Raw genomic sequence first — 25,967 nt, 5'->3', positions numbered from 1 at the left:
GCGCGCCCTGCTTTGAGAAAACCACTCAAAGCAGGGCTTTCAAAACTAGGCAACGGCTCCGCACATTACTTAAAGGGACATCCCCTTTCAACGATTAACTGCTTTGGATTTTTAACAACATTGCTTCAATTTTAGGACGGTCAAGATTTTCTCCGATAAAAACGAGCGTGGTTGGAGCGTTAGTTTTGCAGCGCTCGAACATCGGGAGACCGTAAGAATAATTAAAAAGAAAAAGACCAGGAGTTTCTGTAAGCTTAAGAAAACCTTTGACTCTATATAATTGTCCTGAAAATGTGTTTAATCCCTTTTCGAATTCAATTCGGTCAATCGGTGCGCTTAACGTATAGGAGAAGGTTTCTAAGTGTAAGTGAACATGATCCTCTTTATTTTGCTCTGCTGAACGGTTCTCAATTGAAATCGCCTGACTAGACAAGATGATTTTTGGATCGATACTTGCATAAGTGGACGGAAAAATATGTCCGTTTTGGTTAATCTCTCTTATCCTAGTTAGTAACGAGTCTGCTTCCCCTTCTTCAATCGTATCTAGTTTATTTAAAATAATGATATTCGCATATTTTATTTGCTCCTGTAAAAGCTTTTTTAATTTTATGCTCATCCTTCCATCACGCCACTGCTGAGCATTTACTAACGTGATAATCCCTTTTATCTCTATCGTATTAATTAATAAAGGGTGGGTGCATGCGTCGACCACTTCAATTAAATGAGCTGCACCGGTTGATTCAATATAAATAGCATCAAGTTCATACTCCTCGGTTAATGCTTTCAATTGTAGACTTAAGTCTCCTTGCAAATGACAGCAAATGCAACCATTTAAAAGTTCTTTTAAAGGAACGTCACTCGGAATCGCCTCTGAATCTATACTTACTTGTCCCATTTCATTCATAATAACGCCGACATGTCTTCCTTGCTGCTTCTCAAACTCTAATAATTTTGCTAGTAAAGTACTTTTCCCACTTCCTAGAAAACCGCTTAAAATAAAAATATCTGTCTTCAAAAAATCACCTACCCTTTATGAGTTATAAACGTAATGGTTTCGATTTAAACTTTTATTATTTTAATTGAAATGATGAGATGTAGCAAATGAAGAACTGCGATGTTGTTGACATGAGAAAGAAAATTAGGATACACTTATCTCGGATTCGAGATAAAATTCCGGAGTAAGGCCGGAAGTAAATAGCAAAAAAACGCAAATAATAATAAATAGAAGCAGTTTTTGACTAGAGCCCGGTGAATAGTAAAGAGATATAGTTAGAAAAACAGGGATGTATTTGATTTTTCGATTAGTTAATAGAGCGGATTAGGAGGAATTAGCATGAATGAATTAAAAGGAATCCACCACGTAACAGCGATAACTAGTAGTGCAGAAAAGAACTATGAGTTTTTTACTTATGTTTTAGGCATGCGGCTAGTGAAGAAAACGGTGAACCAGGACGATATTCAAACGTATCATTTATTTTTTGCAGATGATACAGGTAGTCCAGGCACTGATATGACGTTCTTTGACTTCCCGGGGATTCCAAAAGGAGAACATGGAACAAATGAAATTTCAAAAACCTCCTTTCGTGTGCCGAGTGATGAGGCGTTAGCGTATTGGGTAGAACGGTTTGAACGTTTAGAAGTGAAACATGAAGGAATCAAAGAGCAATTTGGAAAAAAGACGTTATCGTTTGTCGATTTTGATGACCAGCAGTACCAACTGATTTCGGATGAAAAGAATCAAGGTGTCGCATCGGGGACACCGTGGCAAAAAGGACCGATCCCGATTGAGTATGCGATTACGGGTTTAGGACCGATTTTCATTCGAATTGCTGAATTTGATTATTTTAAAGAAATGCTTGAAAAGGTATTGCTTTTTAAAGAGGTGGCAAAAGAAGGCTCATTCCATTTGTTTGAGGTCGGTAAAGGAGGAAATGGAGCTCAAGTCATCGTTGAACATAATGTGATTCTTCCTTACGCTCGTCAAGGCTTCGGAACGGTACACCATGCCGCGTTTCGTGTAGAGGATCGAGCCGTATTAGAAGAGTGGATCGAACGTCTACCACGTTTCGGTTTCCAAACATCAGGGTATGTAGATCGCTATTTCTTTGAGTCACTATACGCAAGAGTGGCTCCGCAAATTTTATTTGAGTTTGCTACAGATGGTCCTGGATTCATGGGGGATGAGCCTTATGAGACATTAGGTGAAAAGCTATCGTTACCGCCATTTTTGGAAGAAAAGCGTGAAGAAATTGAAAGTTCCGTACGTCCTATCGATACGGTAAGAAGTACAAAAGAGTTTACGAAGGAATAGTAAGTGCTGTAAGAGTTGGGGAACGTGCCTCAACTCTTTTAACTGTGTGGATATTGTCGCCCTGGTTCTTATGAGCGTGCAGCTACTTAATCGCTTTATTCATTTTCCAAGCTGGAATCAAAGAATGAAACTGAAAGAAATAGCTCATGATCATATGGAATACTGTGTAAATGACTAAGGTGAGAAGATAGGTTGTAAACCAAATGGTGATAGGTTGATTCAAGAATAGGAAAAGCAAAAACATACCAACGGGAAACGGGACGAGAATGATTAACCACATTGGTGCTTTAAGCTTTTCCGTTAGGGAACCTAATGAAACAACAGCAAAGCCGATGATAAGGGCTTGCCAAATAGCTAAGTCTTTACCGATGAGTAAACCACCGAAAAAATAAGAAAAACCAGTTAAAGAAATGGCGAGAAGAAAATTAATAAAATAGTTCAATCGTGTGCCTCCATCGATCTTTATTAAGGGTATTTTACCATTAAATGATAGATTTGTATGTAATAACAACTGAGTCAATCGTTAACGCCTTGACAAAACGTTTCTTTCCTTGTTACCCTAAAAAATGTAAACTTTATAAACCTCGTTAGGTGAGGCTCCTGTGCTGGAGATACGCTGCTGCCCAAAAATGTCCAAAGACGCCAATGGGTCAACAGAAACCATCGACATAAGGTGGTTTTTAATGTAGCTGGCTTTGTCCTATGCCGCACAGTGCTAAAGCTCTACGAATGGAGGTAGTAGGATTAGTAGTGTTGCGCTCTTTTTTCGTGACGACTTATTTCCGTATGTGTAAACATCTTCATTCGTAGAAGGTGTTTTTTTTATTTTTTAAGTGATGGAGGTGATGTGGGATGGATAGTAGTCCTGAACCTAGCTCGGTAGCGAATGTTTATATTCAAATTAACAACAAGATCAACCATAGGAATCCATTCCACATCATTCGAATGGGTTCCTGCTGAGGAGGAATTCAGATGGTGAGATTAACAGAACAAACACGAGAAGAATACAAAAATCAAATACTTCATGCATTAAATACAAAGAAGAAAGACTATTTTCGTAAAAGCTTTTTAGAGTTGCATCCAACGGACCAAGCGGAAATTTTCCTAGATTTAGAACAAGAAAAGCAAAACCGAATCTATGATTTTTTATTACCAGCCGAGTTCGCAGAGGTTTTCCAGTCCGTTGACGTAGAAGCTCAAATGGAGTGTATGCTGGAATTAGATGAACAGTATGCAGCGAAAATGTTTAATGAAATGTATACCGACGATGTCGCTGACTTTCTTTCTAAAATTGGTAAGGAGAAAGCAGAGAAAATATTAGCGTCCATGGACCGAGTTGGAGCTAATAATGTTAAGGAGTTATTAGCATATCCGCCAGCAACTGCAGGTGCGATTATGACGAAAGAATTTATTGCGATCAAGGCTTCTAGCACAACAATGAAGGTTCTAGAGCAACTAAGAGAAGAAGGCCCCGATGCGGAAACGATTTATTACCTTTACGTCATAGATGACAATGATACACTTGTTGGCGTTGTTTCGATCCGAGACTTAATTACAGCACCAGCAAGTGAAAAAATTGAAGAGATTATGAGTACAAGAATCGTTTCTGTCTCTGTTGCCGATGACCAAGAAAAAGTAGCCAATGTGATAAAAAAATATGACTTTCTAGCCGTACCGGTCGTGAAGGAGGATGGGGTTCTGATTGGAATCGTCACGGTTGATGATATTATGGACGTTGTTGAGGAAGAAACTGATGAAGATTTCGGTGAGATTTCCGCGGCAAGAGGTTCATTAGATGCTAATGTTTCCTCTTTTGCAGCAGCGAAAAAACGCGCACCCTGGATTATGATGTTAATGGTATTGGGGCTAGTCACAGCAGAGGTGATTGGTCAATTTGAGGAAACATTAGAAAAAGTGATTTTACTTTCCGTATTTATTCCACTCATAATGGATTCAGCTGGAAACACAGGTACACAAGCACTTGCTGTTGTCGTTCGTGGCTTAGCAGTTGGGCCAGTGAATCGCGCCACGGTTACTAAAATGCTTAAACGTGAATTTGGGACTGGGATGATGCTCGGACTCATATGTATGCTCACATTAGTTGCGATCGTTCCATTTTTATATCCTAATGGTGGAATCCTGTTAGCAGGAATTGTTGGGGTTTCCTTGTTTTTAACGTTAAGCTTCTCAACGATGGTCGGTGCGACAATCCCATTAATCATCGACAAATTAAAAATCGATCCAGCGGTAGCCTCTGGTCCATTTATTACTACGATAAATGACATTATGGGGTTGCTCATTTATTTCACGATTGCCAGTGCATTACTACAATATTTACCACAATAAGTTTAACGAAAAGGGATTGTCTTTCGAGACAGTCGCTTTTTGTTTTGCCTTGGTTTACAAACATGACACGGATAATATCATATGAGGTGGATTTCTATGTTATGGAGGTGGTAGAAGTGGGAGGGACCGGATGGAACGTTGGGATGTTTTTAAATTGATATTAAATGGGTTACAAGGTTAGAGCTTGATGCAATGTTCTAAGAGAATAAGCTCGTACCAGCTCTAGGTTTAATAAGATTTTCAATTGAAGGATGATCACTGATATGTAAAGCGGAGCCTTTTCAATATATGATGTTTAAAAATGAAACCGACATTAACCAGATTGTTAAGGCTCTCGTTTACACCTCATAATGTAGTAAGCTTGTGGAGATTCAATATGAACCGGTGCTATTTAGTGACTGGTTCCTGAGTGAAACACTTGGAAATAGTGAGTAATCGGCATATCTATGTTTCTTTTATTAGCACTGAGTTTTTTTATGAATTTGATAAACTCAATGTACTCGTCTGCCGTCATATCTGTTTTGAGGGCTTCTGTCACAATATGCTCCCAAACAGAGTCATTCATTTTGGGTGAACTATCAGAATTTAATGTACCTCTGTTTCCAACCATATTATCATCACCTTTTTTGTTGTTTTATAATCGAATCCACTACCTATACGTGCCTCGTCTTTTTTTTAGGGGGGGAAGAAAAAATAATCTTAAAAAAGGTTATCCCATCTAAACAACCATTAATTGTCCTGATTCAATCCATACAAGGGAATTGCGAAACCTATTTTGACTTAATACAGCAACATGAAGAGGGAATCGTGATTAAGAGACCAAACTCCATTTATCGGGTCGACAAACGCTCCACCAATAACGACTGGAATAAAATATTAATTACAAGTAATGTTAAATATAGAAACCTAACCAGTAACGGCAAATTGCGAAGTCCCTCATTTGTGAATTGGATTAAGTTGTAGAAAAAAAGCTGCCTATAATAATTCATGCAGCTTTTTTTCTATATCACTATGATAATTTACAGAGCGAGTATGACATCTCAAACGACTTCCCTCAAACGGCGTATAGAGGGTATATCAATGCCAGGATGGGTTTCAGACAAAAGGATTAGGTCAAGACCGTTCCACATACTGTTTAAGTTTTTAATATGAAAATAGTACATTAGTACATTATTAATGAAATGAAATGGTATAATAAGGTAGTAAATACATATAAAAAGGGGATTACTAGGATGAAATTAAAGCTTTATATTTTCACCATATTGACTTTGCTGTTACTTGTGCCTGGATATCAGCCTTCAGCAGAAGAAAGAATGACAATCGTTATTAACGGGGGAATGAACGATAATGGACGTGTGCTTGTTCCAATGCGTGCGATCTTTGAAGAACTGGGAGCAACGGTAACCTGGAATCAGCAAGCCAAAACGGTGAAAGCGACGAAAGGCGATAATAACATTCAACTAACAATTGGTTCTCGTAACGTTCTAGTGAATGGAGTTCAAAAATCTATTGATACTACTCCGATTGTAAGAAATGGAACTACGTTAGTTCCATTACGATTCATTTCTGAATCTCTTGGAGAGTCTGTTAAATGGGAAAAATCAACTAGACAAGCTGTTGTTGAAAGTCAGGATAAGCTTTTACGTATTACTATACAAACAAACCCAAACCGTTTAGTTTCACCGGACTTTTTAAAGGCAGCATCACATGGTATCCTACAAGGATGTAATTTAATGCTAGATCAAGGTGTAACAGCTGGTGATATTCGCAAATATATCGGAGGACCCCAAAGTGAATATTGGTTTGGTGGTGCCTATTATTACGGTTATGAAAATTGCGGATATGGTTTAGAAGATGATTATAATCAAGACGATCTATTAATTGCTATGGAATTATTTAATCCTAATGCTACTAATGAAACGCCAACCGTAATAAAACAAACACTTGGACAGCCGGTTAGTGAGGGATGGTCTGAGCTGGATGATGACTATTACATGTATTATCCGGCAGGGGATTATGATATTTTTATGTTTTTTAACAGTCCCTATCAGCCTTTTTACCGCATACTACTTAAATAAAACGATAATAACCTTTTAAAAAGGGTTAAGCGGGATAAAAACCTATGTTATCTCCGTTTTTGGATAATAAAGTAAACTAATTAGGATAAAATCAGCCTTTTTTAAATGAAAAAGCAAAGAGAGCAATTTACAACAATGAACGGCTGGAACCAATAAATAACATGATTTATTAAAATACGACAACTTAACATCGTCATTTTGGTAGTTAGACCAAAGCCAAGAACCAATTAGATTTGGACGATTGATAAGCAAAGATCCACCATAGCGAAAAGCTGTCAGCTGCTATGGTGGATTTATTTATGTTTTAAATGGCACTTTTTAAATTTTTTCCCCGCCCCGCAAAAACAGGGTTGGTTTCGTTCAAGGGTTACTTTCACGTCTTTTATAGCGTTGGCCATAAATGTATTGGCTGCGTCTTCGTGTGATGAAAGCCACTCATCTACTGTTATCCCTCGTTCATTTGCGTATCGTTCAGCATAGGTATTAACAATTTCCTCCGTTTCACGCCATCCATACATTTCAACAATTGCAGGTAAGTTATCGCCAACGACAATAAATTCGTTATTCCCAATGGAATAATTATGGATAGGGATCAGGGATCACAGAGGTGATAGAGAAGGTTGAGATTAGGTGAGTGAAAAGAGGAACTGTTAGCGAAACGATCTGTTAATTTTTCCAATAGATAAATCCAAGCTGATATAAGAAATTTTTAAAAGGTAAAAGTAATTACTGTTTTGTCATCTGAATTGAATATTAGTTTTGAAATAAAGGAGATTTTGTTGGACAACGCGGCATGTAGAACTGTTTTTTAATCATTTTACAATTAGCTATTTATACCTATTTATAAAAGGAAAGGACAAAAAAGACATTTTTACAATAAAAGACAATTGCAAAAATGTCTTTTTGTTTTATTTGTAGTTAAAATGGCATAATTACATTTTTCTAATTAGGTAAATTAAACGTAAAGTATTTGTTAATTATTAGTATTTTATGAAAAATATGTTGATGCAAGGTTGGTTAGAAGTATAATATTTTATTTGAAATGAATTTTCATAAGGAGGTGATAAAAACCAATGAAGCTTTACTACAAAATTAGGTCGTTTGTTGCTATATCTTGGTCAAAGCTGTTTCCAAGGTCATACCAGAGGTTTACTTTAAGTAATACAAAAGAGCACCAAAATTATAACGGTGTTACATTACAAAAACCGATAAATAACTGCAAGGTAGCCCTTATTACAAGTGCGGGTGTTCATTTAGCAACAGATAAACCTTTTAATGTCGAAACACTAGAAGGGGATTACTCATATCGAGTCATACCATCAACAACAGCGCATAATCAGTTGTCCGTTACACATATCTACTATGACACTCGGCACTCAAAAGCTGATGTTTCGATCGTTTTCCCATTAGAACAACTAAAATCATTAGAAGGAACCAGGATAAAGGAAGTGTCGAATTTTAATATTGGTTTAAATGGTGGGACACTCAACCATAAGCCTCATGAAGAAATTACGGCCCCTAAGGTTGCAGAAATTTTAAAAACAGATCAAGTTGATTTAGCTATTTTAGTACCTGGTTGAGGTGAATGTCATAATGTACTCGGGCTGTATGCTCGGGCTTTAGAAGAATCAAAGGTTGCTACAGTTATGATTACCCTCATACCTGGAATCGTAGAAAAGGCAAAAATTCCAAGAAGTCTCCAAGTGCCGTTTAGATTAGGTCGTCCATGTGGAGAGCCTTTTGACATGGAAACAAGAATCCATGTTTTGAATCAACTATTAGAAGTCGCTAAACAGCCACCTGGAACCAACACTTTATATCAAGAACCTGCAAAAGAGGATAGGGGTGTTACATAGTCCATGTACGACGTAATTGTAATAGGAGCAGGGCAAGCTGGTATTGTGACAGGATACTACTTAAGGAAGTTGGATAAGCATTTTTTGATTTTAGATAAAAATAAGGAGATAGGCGACTCATGGGCAAAGCGTTATGACTCGCTTACACTTTTTACCCCACGAGCATATAGTTCCCTCCCCGAAATATCTTTACCAGGTGATAAAGATGGTTACCCAAACAAAGATGAAATAGCAAACTATTTGAAAAATTATGTAGAGACATTTTCTTTACCAGTATTAATGAAAACAGAAGTGCTTTCTGTAAGACAAGTCAAAATGAATCAATTTATGGTTGTGACAAATAAGGGTGAATATCTTTCAAGAAACATTGTCATTGCTACTGGACCTTTTCAAAAACCATCTATCCCAGACATTCAAACTAAACTTTCCAAAGAAGTAGTGCAACTACATTCAGACGAATATAAAAATTCAACACAATTAAAGCCTGGAAAAACATTAATTGTCGGGGCTGGAAATTCAGGTGTACAAATTGCAACTGAGCTTTGTGAGGAGTTCGACGTATATTTATCTGTGGGTAAAAAAAATAAGAATCTACCTCATAAAATATTTAATAAAAGTATCTTTTGGTGGTTTGATGTTTTGGGACTTTCAAAAGCGACCGTAAAAAGTCCGATTGGAAAGGTTCTAAAGAGAAATGATCCTATTATTGGTAAGGAATATAAACCATATGTGAAATCTGGGAAAATAAAATTGAAGAGAAGACTTAAGAGTTTTTCCGATAATCGAGCCATATTCGAAAATGGGGAAGAGTGTATCGCTGATAATGTTATATGGGCAACTGGTTTTGAATTTGATTATTCATGGCTTCATGTAAAAAATATTCTAGACAAAAACAATAAACCGATACATGAAAGGGGATGCACGAAGGTCCCTGGGATTTATTTTGTTGGATTACCTTGGCAACATACGAGAGGCTCTGCACTAATAACTGGTGTTAGTCAAGATGCTGAATATATAACGAGAGTAATGAGGTGAAAATATGAATGAAGAGATTTTAATTGAAAAAATAAGGGATATCCTTACAGCATACACACCATTGAAACGAGAAGATATACAACTAGATAGTCATTTGACAGATGAATTAAATCTTGATTCCGCAGACCTTCTGGAGTTAGTGATGACCGCTGAGGAGGAATTTAAGATTCGAATTGACGATTCCGTATTTGAACATGTTAAAACGATTCGACAAATCATAACGACAATCAAAGAAGCACAGATTGCTTAATAAAAACATGGAGGAGGAATTATAAATGAATTTCGTTGAGAATTTAAATGAGTTAGGATTATCACCAGTTAATACACTTATAGGGAGTGCGTCTGAATTGTATCAACTTCCTTATGAAATAGCTTGTAAATTTAAAGGAGAAGTAATCGCAGAAAATTTTAAAATGCATTATAAAAAAAATGACTTTTACCGTGATGCATGTGAAAAGAAAGGTGTGTCCCCGGAAGAGGTTAATGGCTTTAACGATTTACACAAGATTCCTTTAATTCCTGTCGGGACTTTTAAACAGTGTGACTCTCACCTCTTATTAACCTCAAAGATGAATGAAATAGAATTTGAAATGAGAAGCACCGGAACAAGCGGGATTCCTAGTGTCTCTAGAAGAGACTTCAAGACGATGGATAATGCTACTGATGGAATTATAAAAATGTACCGTGAATTTTTCAAGATTTCAAGAGGAATGGGATTATTTTTATTTCCACCAACAGAAGAAATGCCTGAAATGGGAATGGTAAAAGTATTAAACGTCTTTGCTGGATTATTCGATGGTAGTGTTAATCTTGTTAAAAAGGTCTCATTTAATCCCCAAGAAGCAGTAGAACGTTTGACTAGCTGGGAAGGCATGCATACACGTCATATTGTAGGACCACCATTCTTAATTCATCGTTTATTAAAATATTTAATGGATAACGATCTAAAGTTGAGTTTAGATAATAATAGTTTCATTGTTACGTTAGGGGGCTGGAAAAGGTTCACTGGCCAGCAGATTTCTCGTGAAGAATTTAATCGTAGATGTGAAGAATTTCTTGGAGTTAAGCAAGAAAATGTCCGTGATATGTATGGATTGGTGGAGACGAATATGTTAGGCATTGAATGTAATCACCACAAAAAGCATATTCCGCCTTGGATTCATATTTCAATTCGAAATCCAAAAAATGTGCTGGAAGAAGTAAAGCCGGGAGAAAGAGGGGTTATCGCTATTTATGATGCAACCTCAACATCGTATCCAGGATTTATTCTGACAGAAGATGTTGGTTACATTTATAGCGATCATCACTGTTCGTGTGGACGTACTGGTCAAATGCTTCACTATATTTCTAGGTTACCAGGAGTGGAAGTTGGGTGCTGTGCAATTAATCTAGAAAAGTATATTGAAGAGAATGAACAAAGAATTGCAGAAAAGGCAGGAGAGATGGAGCATGTATAATGATAAGATATGCGATCATTTCATGAATCCACGGAATATTGGTGTGCTCGAGAACCCGAAATATGTAGTTGAGGTAGGTAACCCCATTTGTGGAGATACCGTTCACCTTTATCTAGATGTTGAAAATGATAAAGTGACAAACATTCGTTTTCAAGCATATGGATGTACAGGTTCTATTGCGACAGCCAGTATAATGACAGAAATCATAAAAGGAACAACCTTTGAAGATATAGGTAAGTACGAGAGAGAAGACGTCAAAGTTTTGCTTGGAGAACTAGAGCCTGCACATCAGCATTGTGTGGATATTGGTTTGAATATATTACGTTATTGTTCAGAGCCTTGGAAGAACATTAGAATACACAGAGAATACTTGGTAGAAGAGGGTGAGAGCAATGTGTAGAGTTGCTTACCTGGATAATAATGCTACTACTCCGATGCATGAGAAAGTCTTGCTGAAAATGTTACCTTTTTTAAAGGATTCCTATGGGAATCCTTCAGCACTATATGATTTAGGAAAGCAAGCTAATTTAGCCATACAAGCTGCAAGGAAAGAAGTCGCTTCCCTTATTAACTCAAAAGATAATAAAATTATCTTTACTTCGGGCGGTTCAGAAGCGAACTCAACAATTATAATGGGATACTGCCTCCGAAAAGCACCAAAAGCAGGGCATATTATTACAACTTCGATTGAACATCCAGCTATTTTAAAAGCATGTGAATTTTTAGAAAAAGAACATGACTACTCAATTACTTATCTCCCCATCAACTCAGACGGAATTATCGAATTGAACCAATTAGAAAACGAAATTCGTAATAATACAGTAATGATTAGTATTATGATGATTAATAATGAACTCGGAACGATCCAACCAATACGTTCCGTAGGAGAAATAAGCAAAAGAAACGGTATTCACTTTCATTGTGATGCAGTCCAAGCGGTTGGAAAGGTCGGTATTGATGTTGAAGAACTAAAGATTGATAGCTTGTCCTTATCTGCTCATAAATTTGGAGGACCGAAAGGAATTGGTGCACTTTATCTTTTTAATAAAAGCGATATCATGCCTTTAATTCATGGAGGCGGACAGGAAGAGGGGCTTCGTTCTGGTACTGAAAACGTAGCTGGGATAGTTGGTTTAGGTGAGGCAGCCAAACTTGCAAAAGAAAGGTATGAGTTCCTTAAGGAACACTTCGTTCAATTAAGAAAACTTTTTCTGTCAAAACTAGAGGAACAACTTGACGGCTGGGAGTTGAATGTAGGAGGGGAATTTGTTTATCCATCTACACTAAACATAGCATTTGATGATATTCGCGCGGAAGCTCTAGCAACTATGTTAAATTTTTATAATGTTTCGATCTCGATAGGTTCAGCTTGTAGTTCATCTTCTCCGAAACAATCTCATGTGCTAACTGCACTTGGATTATCAAACGAGAAAATAAGAAGCTCAGTTCGAATTAGCTTTGGTTATCAAACAGAAGAGTCAGAGGTCTTGTATGCTGCTGAAACTCTGATTCATACTGTAATGCAACTTCGTCAACTATCTATTCAAAAAGTTTAAGGGGTATGATTATGAGTACATTAAAATTAATTGCACCAGTCCGTTCAGTTTTTATGATGAAACAGATGTTGGATGCAGATGTAGATGAAGTTCATTTAGGATTAAAACCATTAAATTTTGCAAATTTATCCTTCGATAGTCGGTACCAAACGGTAAATAACATCCCTACACAAGTTGAGACAGAGGAGGAGTTACTTGAAATCGTAAAATTAGCTCACAAGAACGGAGTCATCGTGAACTTTATGGCTAATAGTCATTACATTCCACAATCCTTTGAGGAGGCTTTTATTACCCATATTAATAGAGCTGTAGAAGTTGGGATTGATCGGATTACTGTATCAAATTTGAATGCGATTCATTGGCTTAAAAAGCATCAAGTTAACAAGCCTATTGATGTAGGTTCTTTTATGGCTGCTACGAATCTGGGCTATTATAAATTTCTTGAGAATCAAGGGGTTGAAAGAATTGGTCTACCTCAAGGAATGCAATTAGATGAAATACAACAATTGAGTTTACATACAAAATTAGATTTGGTGGTAACCGGAAATTTTGGTGGAGGGAATGTTTGTGGTCATTGTCGACTATCCGAGTGTCCTACAGACCTAGATATAGGTCAGGGGTGTAGAAGTGGTTATAAAGTGAGTGATTTTAAAGGTCAAATTATGAAAACTACACAAGCTTTAGACGGAGCAACGGATTGTAGTTTGTGTAGTATTCCAGAACTGAAAAATGCAGGAGTTCGTTACATAAAACTGATAGGTAGAGAGGTACCTAATCCTATTACTACATCAAAAATGTGCCAAATTTACAAACTATGGATAACACAAGTAGAGCAGGGTAGGTCAAGTGCTGAAATCTTTAAAGAACTTGATCATGAGGATTTAATGTGGAATATGATGTGGAAGCCACGCTTTTGTGAGAAGAAGAGGTGCTCTTATTTAGAGACCCCAGTAACGAAAGCTTATGTTTAATTTAATGATGGAGGAGCCATATGCAAAAACGCCAGCTGAAAGTTTCAAATTCCTCATTACGAAATGATAGTGTTCTAAATGTACATTGGGATGAAATTGTAATAGGTAACCCAAGTTGTTTTCATAAGCTACCAAATCATGATGACGTTAAATTTTGGTCTGAGTACTGTAGCCAACGAAAAGTAAAACTTATAGTTGAAATCCCGGTGGTGTTTCAGAAGCATATGAAGGCACTATTTAGGATGGTAGAGGCGTTCATTGTTGAAAACAATGTGTCCTCGTTTATTATTAATGATTTAGGCACGTTATTTGAATTTTATGAGCGAGGCTATACTAATACGACTAAAATCATATTAGGACAATTACTAAATTTCGGATATTCGAGCTCACCTTGGTCGGAAAAAATAATTGAAGATGAGGAAGAATTAATAAAAAGAATTTCACAGGAAAATAATTTGGAAGCTGATTATATGTCTGAGTTATTAGCAGTCTATAATGTGAATGTAATAGAGGTAAATCCATATCTATTAAACGAAAAACAGATAAAATTTTTTAGAGAAAAAAACATTGGATTAAATGGTGTGATGAATGGTCAATTAGTGGCGATTGGGAGGTCCTGTCATGCGGTGAGGCTATATGATTCTGAAGTTGGAAACTGTCAATCTCTGTGTAACCGACCTTTAGAAATGGATATGATTTATAAATGGGAGAGATACGATGACATGCTGAATAGAATTGGGATTAAGGGTAGGGAAGTGATACCTAAATTCCACCTCATAGGAAACAGTGTATGGCTAAAAAAATCGGTGCAACAATTGAACATTGGATATGTAAAGGAACTAGATACGATATCGTTTGATTTGAGGCTTCAGGATTCTAAAGAAGTTATTAAGAACTATCATTATTTAAATTTAACTGAAGTTACTAATTAGTTTGGAGTTGTTTATATGAAAATTATATTTGAGCTAATTAAACAAAAGACGTCACTTATGGCATTAGGTAGTTTATTAATTTTTCAATTAGTTTTTGGGATTGTTTGGCTAACTAGTTATAGCCAAGTGCAAGATAAGATGATTGATCTTCCTGTAGGGGTAGTAATAGAAAATGAACAGTTGGAATCTGTTATTGATTTTGAGAGTCAAGTGGATTTAAATATTCAACGTTTTGAACACCTAGATTTGGCTGCGGCAGCTCTTCAAGATAAACAGATTTATTTATTAATACATCTAACAGATGAATTCGCACAAAGCGTAATGAATCCACAAGAATCGCCTGTTATTAATTACTATGTAAACGATGCTAATCCACTTATTGTAAGTAGTGTGACGAATAGGATTGAGGCGACTTTTACTTCAACAGTCAATGATTTAGTCAAAGTTAGTAATGCAAATTATGTAGTTGAACAGTTAAATGTGCAAGATGAGAATAAAGGAAATATTGTAAATGTGATAACAAAAGGAGTAAATTCAAGTGAGGCAAGACTAAACGAAATAAATACATTTTCGGAGCAAATGATTCCATTGATGATGATTTTAGCTGCTTTCACTGGGTCAATGGTTATGGCCATGTTTATGAACCAATCTGTAACAAATTTAAAAACAAGAAATTGTTGTAAGTGGAGGCTATACCTTTCTTGGCTACTTATTAATGTCGTTTGTTCACTCTTCATAGGGCTTGTTTCTAGTTTGCTCGTATTAATTAGTGAATTGAGTATTAATGATTTTAGTTTCTTTTCCTTTTGGATGTTCCAGACGATAACTTTACTAACCTTTATGCTACTTACTAGTTTTTTTGTTGTTCTATTTGGTCAATTAGGTATGGCTTTTAACATCTTTTTGTTATCAGCACAGCTCGTGACATCAGGAACACTTGTACCGCAACTATTTCTTACAAATTTTTACGAGGGACTAAGTGAGTTTCTTCCGGCAACATATGTAGCTGAAGGAATTTACCGGATTTTGTTCACTGATTTGGGTGTTGTAAACGAGGTTCAGTCATTAGTAACAATAAGTGGTATAGCTATTTTTTTCATTGCTCTCACTATTTCTTGCAAGGCACAGTTTGAAAAATTGAAGGAGAAAAAACTTTCTAAGGGAGTAGCATCTTAAGATGTAGGTTATCAACGAACATAGTTTCTAGCATCGAGGGTAAGTAATGGGTAACACATGCTCTTACAGTTTTAGAGATTATGGATTTTGTACTTTCATAATCATATGAATTTGATGGCACGACACTAACAAAACTGGAATTGTGAGGCCGCTGAAAAAGGGGGGATTTTCTTTTTCAACGGCCTTTAAGTAATGTACGTATCCGTTGCCTGGTTTTGAAAGCCTAGCTACGAGTGGTTTTCTCGTAGCTAGGCGTGCAACGTGCGAAGCCATTACTTCTTCTTTGAGTTACTTAAGAAGGTTTTTCAGTGCCCGCGCTATGAATGGGTTTCTCATAGCTAGGCGCGCAACGTGTGGAGCCATTACCGCTTCCTCGAAATCTTTTTAACGGTTTTTTCATTGACCCTCGGAATTGTATACTTCTTGGAGTAGTACAGAAAATTAGGTTAAGTAGCGAATTCCGCACATTGCTACGTGGATGTCCCAAACGGTTAAGAACGAACCTCTTGGGACATCCCTTTTTTCTCGTTTTTTAATGTATGATTCTTACGGGCAACTTTTTGGAATAATATGTTAAGATAGTAGGGGAGGTGCAGGATGAAACGTGGGGATTATGCTTCTTTTGGCCGGCGCTTTTCAAATTACGTCGATATTAAAACAAGAAAATAGCTGCAAAGAGGGTGTTTCCTATAAAGATTAGCATGCTTTATTATCTAATGGTTTTCAGCTGTTTAACAGCATGCGCATCCCAAACTGTTGTGACAGAGGAGGTACTCTTTAAAGGGGAAGGACAGTTTTGGAATGCTACTTACATTTATAATCCTGACTTAGAAAATGGAAAAGGCGTGAACTGGATTGAAATTGACTATATAGAAGATGAGTCATCAAATTTAGATGTTAACAAGATCGATATTGAGTTAGAGAGCCGTGATGGTTTGATTACGGGGAATATAGGGCAAATGGAGAATCGAATAGAAGGAAACACAATTTCATTTTTAGTTGGTACGGTCAATGAAGAGACTTACATTGAGGATGAATACAAACTAATTATTAAATTTAACGACGAGCAGGATGTTATTAAATTAAAGCATAAATGATAGCGTATGAGCAGCATTCCTTTGATGAGGAGGCTGCTTTTTTAGTGGTAGTTACTTTGACTTATCTGCTGGTGAAACTAGAAAGATTGTCGTTAAGAAGTACAACAAGTAAGTAGTGTTTAATATTACTTCATTTATGGTGATTTCTCTTTATAACAGATAGCTTATTTTGGTATGATAGAATTATGTTGAAAAATGTAAATTTGACGATTCTATAATAAGTTGATAGGGAGGAAACACGATATCGAAAAAGTTTACATTGGCTTTTATATCGTGTTTTTCTAATGTTGATGGAGTGATTATCGATGGCTAAAAAGGTAACGATGCAACAGATTGCCGATTATTTAGGTGTGTCAAAATTCGTAGTATCAAAAGCTCTATCTGGAAAAGAAGGTGTAAATGCGACAACACGTGAGAAGGTATTTGAGGCAGCTTCAAAATTAGGCTACTTTGCTCAAAAGAACAAAAAAGTAAACCAAATTAAGTTGGATCAAGGTGAAAAGCGCTTCGACCGCGGAACGGATAAAAAGCAGAGCGTCTTAGTGCTTATGCCTAATATTCGGTTTCAGAATAGAGAGTCACGTTATTGGGGGAAAATTCTTGATGGTCTTTCTTCTGCGTTAGATAACTTAAAATATGGCATGGTTGTTGTCACTGAAAACAATGTCGAGAATTTATCGCATGCTCTAAACCCTAAAGGTTTTATTGGGGTTGTTAGTGTTGGGGTTGTCTCAACAGCTCTTTTGCTAGAAGTGAATCGAATGGGGATCCCTTTAGTGATGATTGATCATGAAGACCCTTTACTGCCTTGTGATACGATTTTTAATAACAATTTCGATTGTAGTATGAATTTGACGAATCATTTAATAGGGCTTGGTCACACGAATATTCAATTTGTCGGAGATGTGCAATATTCACGTAGTTTTTACGATCGGTTTTTAGGGTTTAGGAGTGCGTTAGAGAGTAACAATCTACCGTTTAATAAGGAGGATGTGTTAGTCGGTGTTGAAGCAGAGCATGTGGTAGAGCAAATGGATCTTTGGCTAAGTAAGGTTAACCGAAAGTCGCTACCAACTGCATTTGTATGTGCAAATGATGATATTGCAAAAAGCGTTACAAGGGCGTTGGAGGATGCGGGCTATAGGGTTCCTGGTGATGTCTCAATTGCTGGATTTGATAATATGGAATTTACTTACACAATGTCTCCGACGTTAACAACGGTCGATGTAGCGAAGCAGGACCTTGGGATAAGGGCTGTTGAGATGTTAATTAGGCGGATTCAACAACATGATGCCCCTTTTGAAAAGCTATTGTTGGCAGGGGCGATTATGTTACGTGAATCAACTATTCGGTTACGTAGCTAAGTGTTCTAGGAAGTACGAAAAAGAGACTGTGTCAAATGCTCCACACGTTGCGAGCCTTGCTATGAGAAACTCATTCATAGCGAGGCCACTACTACTTCTTGTAACTCAAAGAAGAAGTAATGGCTTCGCACGTTGCGCGCCCTGCTATGAGAAAGCCACTCGTAGCAAGGCTTTAAAAATCGGGCAACGGCTCCGCACATTACATAAAGGGCACTGAAAAAGGAAAACCCACCCTTTTCAGCCGCCTCGTGTCAAAAGGTTGTTTTTTAATCTTTGGCACAGCCTTCATGCACGCTTTAAGCTTATAAGACAGGCCGCTTTTTTAGGTTATCCTTTTATTGAGCCAATCATTGCCCCTTTTGCAAAATACTTTTGTAAGAATGGATAGACGACTAGAATGGGAAGTGTCGCAACAACAATCGAAGCCATTCTAACGGTGAATTCTGATATACTTTGTTGAGCTCCCATGCCTGTTCCAGTTGCTTTCATCATTTGCGCAGTGTTGCTAATCATGTCACGTAAAACGGCTTGTAGCTGCCATTTATCTTTGTCAGTGATATATAAGATTGTAGAGAAGAAGTCATTCCAGTAAAAGACGGCGATAAATAATCCGATTGTTGCGAGTACTGGCTTTGAAAGTGGTAATATAATTCTAAAGAAAATAAATAAATCATTGGCCCCATCAATTTTAGCGGCTTCCTCTAATTCTTCAGGAATGCCTTTAAAAAAGCTCCTCATCACAAAGATATTAAATGCATTAATCATGTTAGGTAGGATGAGGGCCCATAGTGTATTCATCATACCAAGCTCTTTAATTAATAGGTAGTTTGGAATTAATCCACCGTTAAACAGCATCGTAAAAAGAATTAAAAAGGAGACAAAGCCAGCGCCGCGAAGTCGCTTTTTTGAAATTGCATAAGCTGTTGTTGCTGTGAAAAAGGTTCCGAATAATGTTCCGGCAACCGTTACAATCACTGTTGTCTTAAAGCTGCTTAAGAAAGATCCGTTTTGTAAAATGGCTTTGTAAGCATCAAGTGAAAAGCCGGCAGGAAGTAAAAATAGTCCTCCTCCAGCTGCTAATTTTGCATCACTTAGTGAACCCATCACTAAATACCAGAACGGGAAGAGCATGATAATAATGAGCAAACACATAAAGAAATAGTTGCAATATAAAAAGATTTTCTCTCCTCGAGATATACCTACCATTAAATTTCCCCTCCTACCATAATCCATCTTGTCCGCATTTTTTAACGATTTTATTAGCAGTTACAATGAGCACAAGGGCAATGAGTGATTTAAATAGTCCGGCTGCTGTCGCTAGGCTATAATTTGCTTCTTGAATGCCTCGACGGTATACATACGTGTCAATAACGTCAGCTACATCGTATACGAGAGGGCTATATAGAAGGTAAATTTGTAGGAATCCAGCTTCCAGAATATTTCCTAGGCTTAAAATCAACATGATTAGGATAACTGGTCGTATCGACGGCAAAGTAACATGCCACATTTGTTTAAACTTATTGGCGCCGTCCATTCTTGCGGCTTCATATAAATCAGGGTTAACTCCTGTCATGGCAGCTAGATAGATAATTGTTCCCCAGCCCATCTCTTTATAAATATCTGAGATAACAAGAATCTCGCGGAAATGCTCTGGGCTTGTTAAGAAACTAATCGGCTGACCACCGAAGGCTTGAATGATAAAATTGAACAATCCATCAACAGGATTAAGGAAAATAATGATAATCCCAGAGAAGATGACCCAAGATATAAAGTGCGGCAAATAGACAACCGATTGCGTAAATTTCTTGAATGCCATATGTCTTAGCTCGTTCAATAGTAAAGCTAGAATGATAGGGGCAGGGAATCCGAATAATAATTTTAAGCTACTAATAATCAATGTGTTCATAAAGATTTGCATAAAGTCAGGTGTTCTAAACAATCTTTGGAATTGCTCGAACCCAACCCACGGACTTTCCTTTATACCCATAATGATGTTGTAATCTTTAAAAGCGATAACGATGCCGTACATAGGGACGTATTTGAAAATAATGAGATAAAGTAAACCAGGGAGAAGTAGCAAATATAAATATTTATCACGTAATAGATCCTTTAATATCGGCTTTTTTCCTAATGGGGATAAGCTAGTATCCGTGTTAACGTTTAGCGGTTTTTGTGTTTGCATCCTTTGCACTCCAATCCTCTACATTGCTTCAGAGGTGCCCCAAAAAGGTAAAAATCTACCCTTTAGGGACACCTCCTTAAACAATCTTATTTGTAAGGCTCGATATTCTCGGAATACCATTTTTCGAATTCAGCGTATTCTGTTGCTTGTTTTGTATATAGTTCGTTTGCTTCTTTATCGATTTCAGTTCCACCGAGTGAGGGATATTTTTCGACGAACTCGTCAAACGCTGTAATAGGTAGATTTCCGGATATGATTCCCCAGAATGTTTCGTCCCGCAACGTATTCACATCTGTCCCGTATTCAGACCAAGCTGGACGTGATAATGATTTGAAAAATACGGTTTTTTCTCTAATAGGCATAGCTGTTTCGGCTCGTTTATTAAATAATTCAATGACTTCAGGGGTGTTTTGGATATTTGCTTCATCCTTACGTTGAACATACCAGTTGTAATTTCCTAATCCTAATTTGTTCATTTCGTCAGGGTCTATTAAGCTTTTGTATTGGCCCTCAACAATCTCATAATGCTCACCTTCCTTACCGTACGTAATTAACTTATACGTATCAGGAGAAGCAATTCGGTCGAGTACTTTTACGACTTCGCCTGGTTCCTCTGCGGCAGCAGTCACAGATAAATAGCTCCAACCGATTTCATCTGCCGGAAGATCGGAAGCGAATCCGTCAGGTCCTTTAATTGGTTCGATCGGTATATATTCACCATCTGGGTTAAGTGCTTTAAATGACATGTGGTGATTGAAATCTGGGTTAAAGAAGGCTACCCAACGATAAATAGAACCGATTTTTCCACTCGCCATAATTTCGTCCACCTTTGCTTGCTCGATTGGAGAAAGCATGCGTGGGTCAATAATTCCTTCTTCGTAAAGTCCTGCTAATATTTCTAGCACTTCTCGAACTTCCGGCATCGTAGAGCCATACTTTACAGTTCCGTCTTCTTGAATCATGAACTGATCCGGATCTACTCCGTAGGCTAAGAAGAATGGTGCGAATGCCCGATAAAGGTTTTCTCCTGAAAGGCCGTACGTGTCATCTTTGCCGTTTCCGTCTGGATCCTCTTTCGTGAAGGCGCGAAGGACTTCGATATATTCTTCGACTGTAGTTGGCACTTCTAGGTTTAAGTTTTCTAACCAGTCCTTTCGAAGAATCGTCGTCATCGTCCCTGGCTCTGAAACATCTCCAGGGATACGGAATATTTTACCGCTAGGATCCCAATGGAAGAATAGTGTTTCTTTCGAATAGTAATTAAGAATATTTTTCCCGTTTTCTTGTAAATGCGGAACTAAATCGTGGACAGCTCCAGCTTGAACCCAAGTATTGAATTCCTTATTCATATCCCAATGCCACATAACATCAGGCATTGACTTTTTATCGCTCATCAGAAGGTTAATTTTTGTTTTTGCATCTTCCCAACCAGGTAAAAACACGTTTTCGACATTAACTTCTCTACCAAGGTGTGCACTTAAATCCTCTTCAAGTGCGGTTTCTGTCCAAGCATCAGGAGTTTTGGGTCCTCCCATAAGTGCTAAACTTACTTCAAATGGACCGGTTTCGTCGCTTGTTTTGTCTTCTGTTTCTTTACTTGTTTCATTTGAACAAGCGGCTAGAATCGATGATGCAGTTAAAACAGTAACAAGTAATGACCTCACGCTTTTTTTCAATTACTTCTCCTCCTTAGTGAATATCTTCTTTATTTCGACTTTACGATGTTCGTTAGTTTCGTAGTTAAAGTAAAATCATCTAAAAAAGGAATAAGGACCGATTCGACTATTGATTACCAATCCATACTTTTTGTCGAAAAATCTATTATGATTTAATAATAACTAAACTAACAAAACAAATCGCAAAAAAAGTCGTCCTAGGAAAATAAAAAAGGGTTATTATGAATATAAAGTATTAATATTGTAGGTTAAGCGCTTACAAATTATTATGAAATAAAAACTAATTAAAGTTTTATTTCTGTTTTTGTTATTGGTGAACTATATTCTTTTTATCTAACAAATATAACTTTATTTTATATATGAGTACCGGATATAGCAAGTCTTTTTTTTGGGAATTTTATCCTTCACTAAGTTTTTGGATTCACTTATAATAAAATACAGTATTTTCCTTTCGGGGTTTCAGGGTGTACTTTCGTTTTGCGAAAGGTTATGGTAGGGAGTAATGAAGAATGTAGAACATAATCGAATTGATAAGGATGTTAACAACGCTTTTATGAAGGAATAAAAAGAGGTGTGTTAAGGTGAGAAGAGAAGAGCTGAGATTAAGATTAGGAGAGATAAATACGAATAATCAAGCAGAAATTATAACGAGGCGACTTAGACTCAGAAAGTTAACGCTGATGGATGTGCAGAACGTATTTAATGTCGTGAAGCATGAGGAAGTAGGGATGTGGTTAGCGATAGGTAAAGGGATGTCACTAACCGAAACAACGGACTATGTAAATGTATTTCTACAACATTGGACTCGATATGACTTTGGGGTGTGGGCAATCATTCATCATTCTACCAAAGAATATCTGGGTCATTGTGGATTACGGTATGTTGATGATCCAGACGGTGATGTTGAAATTCTTTATGCATTATCACCTGAATATTGGGGTAATGGGTTTGCAGTAGAGGCAGCAATGGCCACTATTTACTATGCTTTTAAGAATCTCCAGGTTAACAAGTTAACGGCAAGGGTGAAAGTTAGTAACGTGCATTCAAAAAAAGTAATAGAGAGGCTTGGATTTAACTATTTAATTGATAAACATTATGGTGGGAATGAATTATCCTACTATGAGTTGTTAAAAACTCAGTTTTAGGAAGAGTAAACTGTTTTGTAGTTAGTTTAAGAAAAATGGGGGGCTGTGCCGATAGGTTGTTTTTTTAAAATCTTTTGGCACAGCCTTTATGCACACCTTGAGCTTTTGGGATATCCTCTTTTTTTAGGCGGATTCTTGTGCCGATTGAAAGTGAAGGGGATACCTGATAGAATTGGCTGGCATTTTGTTTTGTGAAAAGATAAGTGAGGGTGTCGATATGTATTATGCAGAAACGTTGAGGGGAAAAGTTCGCTTGTTTCTCTCAATTTTATGGCCGATTATGATTACTCAAATTAGTTTATATGCGATGAATTTAGTGGATACGATGATGTCGGGGCGGGTAGGGACGAATGATTTAGCAGGTGTTGCGATCGGTTCTAGTTTATGGATGCCGGTTTTTACAGGGATTAATGGAGTTCTATTAGCGGTTACGCCGATTGTCGCTCAGTTAATCGGAGCGAATGAGCGCGAGAAAATTTCAAGTTCTGTCACTCAAGCTATTTATTTATCGATCCTCCTTGCTATTGTTGTGGCTATTGGTGGATTTGTATTTCTTGAGCCGATATTAGACTTAATGAAGCTAGAGGCAAGTGTTTATCATATTTCTTATCATTATTTAATGGGCTTATCAATTGGACTAATTCCTTTATTTTTAGCTAATGTCCTAAGGAATTTCTTCGATGGGCAAGGGTTTACACGAATTACGATGGTGATTACGATTTTGGCAGTACCTTTTAATGTGATATTGAATTACTGTTTAATTTTCGGGAAGTTTGGCTTTCCGGCTCTTGGTGGAATTGGAGCAGGCTATGCAACGGCGCTTACGTATTGGATTATCTTATTTTTGAGTATTTGGATGACGTTTCGAATTACGATTATTCGACGTTATCGAATTTTTGTAAAATGGGTGAGGCCTTCTTGGCGAGAATGGAAGGAGCAATTGGCGATTGGTATACCGATTGGACTCTCGATTTTTTTCGAATCTAGTATCTTTGCTGTCGTCACTTTATTAATTGGGACGATGTTTACAACCGTAACGGTTGCCGCCCATCAAATTGCACTTAGTTTTACGTCACTCATTTTTATGATTCCGTTAAGCATTTCCATGGCATTAACGATTGTCGTCGGTTTCTCAGTTGGTGGCGGGAAGCTACGTGATGCGAAACAATACGGACGGCTAGGTGTTGTGGGAGGGATGATGATATTAGCTGTTGCGGCTGTGTTTCTTTATTTCTTTAGAGAGAGAGTCGCTTACCTTTTTACAGAGGATCGAGCTGTTGTCGAGATGGCCAAGCAGTTCTTTCTTATTGCGATTGTATATCAACTATCCGACGCGGCCCAATCTGGGTTGCAGGGAGTGTTAAGGGGCTATAAGGATGTGAAGATTCCGTTTATTACGGCCTTTACGTCATATTGGATTATTGGAATACCCGTGGGTATATGGTTAGCGATGTTTACTAGCTTAGGTCCGTTTGGTTTGTGGGTTGGGATAACTCTCGGTTTGACTTGTGCGGCAATAGGCTTTCTCGTGCGACTGCGTATTGTTCAACGGCGGAAAGCAGGTTAATAAAAGGGGAAGTCTTTGTTTTAAATGTCCCGAAAGAGGGCACTGAAAAAGGGTGCTTCCTTTTTTCAATGCCCTCGAAGCAATGTGCGGAGTTATTGCTATTTAATCGAGAGGCTGAAAAGGTTAATTTTTAACTTTTTCAGTCGTTTCTCCCAAAAAGTTTTGAGCTTCTGGGACATCTGAAAGCTAGCTCGTCTAGAGAAAGATACTAATGTTTTCTATTTGAAATTATCATCAAGAGCTCGAGCCATAAATACAGAAAATTCTGCACGTGTTGTAAAATCATTAGGAGCGAAGATGTTTCGCTCTTTGCCGAGGGTTATATCGTTTGCGGCTAGAATATTAATATAATCAAAAGCCCAGTAGTCATTAGGTACATCTTTAAACTTAGCATCATGGTAGAAGGTAAGTTTAAAAGCAATCGTAATAATCTTCGCCATCTCAGCACGAGTTAACGGCTCGTGTGGTTTGAATTCTCCTCGTCTTCCTGTCATAATACCCTCATCAGAAAGAGTCGCGGCGTATTCATAGCCATAATCACCAGGCTTCATATCGGAAAAATTAGGGTTTGGTCTGTTTTTTATAGTTAAATCTAATGCAAGAGCAATCATTTTTGCTGCGTCAATGCGATTAATTGATTTATTTGGTTTAAATGAACCGTCGCTATGTCCGTTAATAATACCTTTTGCACTTAAATAATTAATTTCGGCAAATGCCCAATGTGAGCTGTTGATATCAGAGTACTTTTCTCTCGCGTGAACTGAACTGCTAAAAACGGGTAGTATAAGAATGATTGCTAAAAATAGATAAATGACTTTCATGTTTTATCCTCCATTTTCAATATTTTCATAACTTCAATTAATTATAGCAATTCTAAAATCCTATCACATAAGTAGCAAATCCCATTTTCGTACGTGTTATGAGGTCTCGATTAACGAAAACTTAAATCACTAAGTTATTTAGACCTATTAAAAAAATCGGTATCACTATTTCATTTGTAATGATAGGTAAAAAGGTTTGTTATTTTTCGACAAAAACTGAAGTGTCTAGTTGTTAATTCCTTCATCATAAATTACTATTTTTAAAAAATCAGAGAAAAGTCCTGTCTAATAAATGTTTTGCATATAAGAATAATTTTTTATTACTTAGACTTGTTAAAAAGTTAATAACATTGTAATATCATTTACATAAAGGTTAATGACATACTTGACGGAGGTG

The 25,967-nt window shown here is 37.2% G+C and carries 25 protein-coding genes and 1 riboswitch; of the genes, 17 read left to right on the top strand and 8 right to left on the bottom strand.

Features of this window, described 5'->3' with window-relative positions:
* Positions 1 to 94: 94 nt before the first annotated feature.
* Positions 95 to 1,015, bottom strand: a complete 921-nt coding sequence (locus B1R93_RS11470) for a CobW family GTP-binding protein (protein ID WP_088104098.1) — start codon at positions 1,013 to 1,015, stop codon at positions 95 to 97.
* Positions 1,016 to 1,333: 318 nt separating this feature from the next.
* Between B1R93_RS11470 and B1R93_RS11465 the strand changes: the two genes are divergently transcribed.
* Positions 1,334 to 2,311 carry a ring-cleaving dioxygenase gene (locus B1R93_RS11465; protein WP_088104097.1) on the top strand — a complete coding sequence of 326 codons (978 nt, stop codon included), beginning with the start codon at positions 1,334 to 1,336 and terminating at the stop codon, positions 2,309 to 2,311.
* An 82-nt stretch (positions 2,312 to 2,393) separates the two neighbouring features.
* Here B1R93_RS11465 and B1R93_RS11460 read toward each other — a convergent pair whose 3' ends face one another.
* On the bottom strand, positions 2,394 to 2,753 hold the full coding sequence (locus B1R93_RS11460; protein ID WP_088104096.1) for a hypothetical protein: 360 nt from the start codon (positions 2,751 to 2,753) through the stop codon (positions 2,394 to 2,396).
* Positions 2,754 to 2,887: 134 nt separating this feature from the next.
* Positions 2,888 to 3,053, top strand: a riboswitch (M-box (ykoK) riboswitch).
* A gap of 230 nt (positions 3,054 to 3,283) precedes the next feature.
* Between B1R93_RS11460 and mgtE the strand changes: the two genes are divergently transcribed.
* On the top strand, positions 3,284 to 4,657 hold the full coding sequence (mgtE, locus tag B1R93_RS11455; protein ID WP_088104095.1) for a magnesium transporter: 1,374 nt from the start codon (positions 3,284 to 3,286) through the stop codon (positions 4,655 to 4,657).
* 391 nt (positions 4,658 to 5,048) lie between these two features.
* Here the strand turns inward: mgtE and B1R93_RS11450 are convergent, their stop codons facing one another.
* Positions 5,049 to 5,267: a hypothetical protein gene (locus B1R93_RS11450; protein WP_088104094.1), complete on the bottom strand. Its 219-nt coding sequence runs from the start codon at positions 5,265 to 5,267 to the stop codon at positions 5,049 to 5,051.
* Positions 5,268 to 5,889: 622 nt separating this feature from the next.
* Between B1R93_RS11450 and B1R93_RS11445 the strand changes: the two genes are divergently transcribed.
* Positions 5,890 to 6,735, top strand: coding sequence for a stalk domain-containing protein (locus tag B1R93_RS11445; RefSeq protein WP_165763791.1), 846 nt, complete (start codon positions 5,890 to 5,892; stop codon positions 6,733 to 6,735).
* Positions 6,736 to 7,028: 293 nt separating this feature from the next.
* Here the strand turns inward: B1R93_RS11445 and B1R93_RS23950 are convergent, their stop codons facing one another.
* Complete coding sequence (locus B1R93_RS23950; RefSeq protein WP_425348959.1) at positions 7,029 to 7,133, bottom strand: SEC-C metal-binding domain-containing protein; 105 nt, start codon at positions 7,131 to 7,133, stop codon at positions 7,029 to 7,031.
* Positions 7,134 to 7,808: 675 nt separating this feature from the next.
* Here B1R93_RS23950 and B1R93_RS11435 point away from each other — a divergent pair.
* The 12 genes from B1R93_RS11435 to B1R93_RS11380 all read left to right on the top strand — a co-directional run bounded on the left by B1R93_RS11435 (position 7,809) and on the right by B1R93_RS11380 (position 18,179).
* A complete protein-coding gene (locus tag B1R93_RS11435; protein ID WP_088104091.1) occupies positions 7,809 to 8,315 on the top strand; it encodes a glycine/sarcosine/betaine reductase selenoprotein B family protein in 507 nt (168 codons plus the stop codon).
* Between the two features lie 66 nt (positions 8,316 to 8,381).
* A complete protein-coding gene (locus B1R93_RS11430; protein WP_088104090.1) occupies positions 8,382 to 8,591 on the top strand; it encodes a hypothetical protein in 210 nt (69 codons plus the stop codon).
* Positions 8,592 to 8,594: 3 nt separating this feature from the next.
* Positions 8,595 to 9,626, top strand: a complete 1,032-nt coding sequence (locus B1R93_RS11425) for a flavin-containing monooxygenase (RefSeq protein WP_088104089.1) — start codon at positions 8,595 to 8,597, stop codon at positions 9,624 to 9,626.
* A 4-nt stretch (positions 9,627 to 9,630) separates the two neighbouring features.
* Entirely contained in the window at positions 9,631 to 9,876 is a 246-nt protein-coding gene (locus tag B1R93_RS11420; RefSeq protein ID WP_088104088.1) for an acyl carrier protein, read from the top strand.
* Positions 9,877 to 9,901: 25 nt separating this feature from the next.
* On the top strand, positions 9,902 to 11,083 hold the full coding sequence (locus B1R93_RS11415; protein WP_088104087.1) for a LuxE/PaaK family acyltransferase: 1,182 nt from the start codon (positions 9,902 to 9,904) through the stop codon (positions 11,081 to 11,083).
* On the top strand, positions 11,076 to 11,483 hold the full coding sequence (locus B1R93_RS11410; RefSeq protein ID WP_088104086.1) for an iron-sulfur cluster assembly scaffold protein: 408 nt from the start codon (positions 11,076 to 11,078) through the stop codon (positions 11,481 to 11,483). Before B1R93_RS11415 ends, B1R93_RS11410 begins: the two co-directional genes overlap by 8 nt.
* On the top strand, positions 11,476 to 12,639 hold the full coding sequence (locus tag B1R93_RS11405; protein WP_088104085.1) for a cysteine desulfurase family protein: 1,164 nt from the start codon (positions 11,476 to 11,478) through the stop codon (positions 12,637 to 12,639). The genes B1R93_RS11410 and B1R93_RS11405 overlap by 8 nt, the downstream gene beginning before the upstream one ends.
* 11 nt (positions 12,640 to 12,650) lie before the next feature.
* Positions 12,651 to 13,610 carry a peptidase U32 family protein gene (locus B1R93_RS11400; RefSeq protein WP_165763790.1) on the top strand — a complete coding sequence of 320 codons (960 nt, stop codon included), beginning with the start codon at positions 12,651 to 12,653 and terminating at the stop codon, positions 13,608 to 13,610.
* 20 nt (positions 13,611 to 13,630) lie between these two features.
* Positions 13,631 to 14,542: a hypothetical protein gene (locus B1R93_RS11395; RefSeq protein WP_088104083.1), complete on the top strand. Its 912-nt coding sequence runs from the start codon at positions 13,631 to 13,633 to the stop codon at positions 14,540 to 14,542.
* Positions 14,543 to 14,557: 15 nt separating this feature from the next.
* A complete protein-coding gene (locus B1R93_RS11390) occupies positions 14,558 to 15,718 on the top strand; it encodes a YhgE/Pip domain-containing protein (protein WP_088104082.1) in 1,161 nt (386 codons plus the stop codon).
* Between the two features lie 680 nt (positions 15,719 to 16,398).
* Positions 16,399 to 16,815 (top strand): hypothetical protein, encoded by a 417-nt coding sequence (locus B1R93_RS11385; RefSeq protein ID WP_133058637.1) that lies wholly within the window; start codon positions 16,399 to 16,401, stop codon positions 16,813 to 16,815.
* A gap of 305 nt (positions 16,816 to 17,120) precedes the next feature.
* Complete coding sequence (locus B1R93_RS11380; RefSeq protein WP_088104080.1) at positions 17,121 to 18,179, top strand: LacI family DNA-binding transcriptional regulator; 1,059 nt, start codon at positions 17,121 to 17,123, stop codon at positions 18,177 to 18,179.
* Positions 18,180 to 18,506: 327 nt separating this feature from the next.
* On the opposite strand, the gene B1R93_RS11375 is transcribed toward B1R93_RS11380, so the two are convergent.
* The 3 genes from B1R93_RS11375 to B1R93_RS11365 all read right to left on the bottom strand — a co-directional run bounded on the left by B1R93_RS11375 (position 18,507) and on the right by B1R93_RS11365 (position 22,037).
* Positions 18,507 to 19,385 carry a carbohydrate ABC transporter permease gene (locus B1R93_RS11375; RefSeq protein WP_088104079.1) on the bottom strand — a complete coding sequence of 293 codons (879 nt, stop codon included), beginning with the start codon at positions 19,383 to 19,385 and terminating at the stop codon, positions 18,507 to 18,509.
* Between the two features lie 13 nt (positions 19,386 to 19,398).
* Positions 19,399 to 20,361 carry an ABC transporter permease gene (locus B1R93_RS11370; protein WP_088104078.1) on the bottom strand — a complete coding sequence of 321 codons (963 nt, stop codon included), beginning with the start codon at positions 20,359 to 20,361 and terminating at the stop codon, positions 19,399 to 19,401.
* Positions 20,362 to 20,447: 86 nt separating this feature from the next.
* Entirely contained in the window at positions 20,448 to 22,037 is a 1,590-nt protein-coding gene (locus B1R93_RS11365; protein ID WP_088104077.1) for a type 2 periplasmic-binding domain-containing protein, read from the bottom strand.
* Positions 22,038 to 22,618: 581 nt separating this feature from the next.
* On the opposite strand from B1R93_RS11365, the gene B1R93_RS11360 reads away from it, so the two are divergent.
* Both B1R93_RS11360 and B1R93_RS11355 read left to right on the top strand, forming a co-directional pair.
* Positions 22,619 to 23,182, top strand: coding sequence for a GNAT family N-acetyltransferase (locus B1R93_RS11360; RefSeq protein ID WP_245308266.1), 564 nt, complete (start codon positions 22,619 to 22,621; stop codon positions 23,180 to 23,182).
* Positions 23,183 to 23,399: 217 nt separating this feature from the next.
* Positions 23,400 to 24,749, top strand: a complete 1,350-nt coding sequence (locus B1R93_RS11355) for an MATE family efflux transporter (RefSeq protein ID WP_088104660.1) — start codon at positions 23,400 to 23,402, stop codon at positions 24,747 to 24,749.
* 218 nt (positions 24,750 to 24,967) lie between these two features.
* On the opposite strand, the gene B1R93_RS11350 is transcribed toward B1R93_RS11355, so the two are convergent.
* The gene (locus B1R93_RS11350; RefSeq protein ID WP_088104076.1) at positions 24,968 to 25,570 is read right to left on the bottom strand and encodes an S-layer homology domain-containing protein; all 603 of its coding nucleotides are present in this window, start codon (positions 25,568 to 25,570) and stop codon (positions 24,968 to 24,970) included.
* Between the last annotated feature and the right edge of the window lie 397 nt (positions 25,571 to 25,967).

It is taken from the genome of Halalkalibacter urbisdiaboli, assembly GCF_002156385.1.
Taxonomy (GTDB): Bacteria; Bacillota; Bacilli; order Bacillales; family Bacillaceae_D; genus Halalkalibacter_A; species Halalkalibacter_A urbisdiaboli.
The sequence above is the reverse complement of the archived record's forward strand: the minus strand, read 5'-3'. Positions and strand labels throughout refer to the sequence as shown.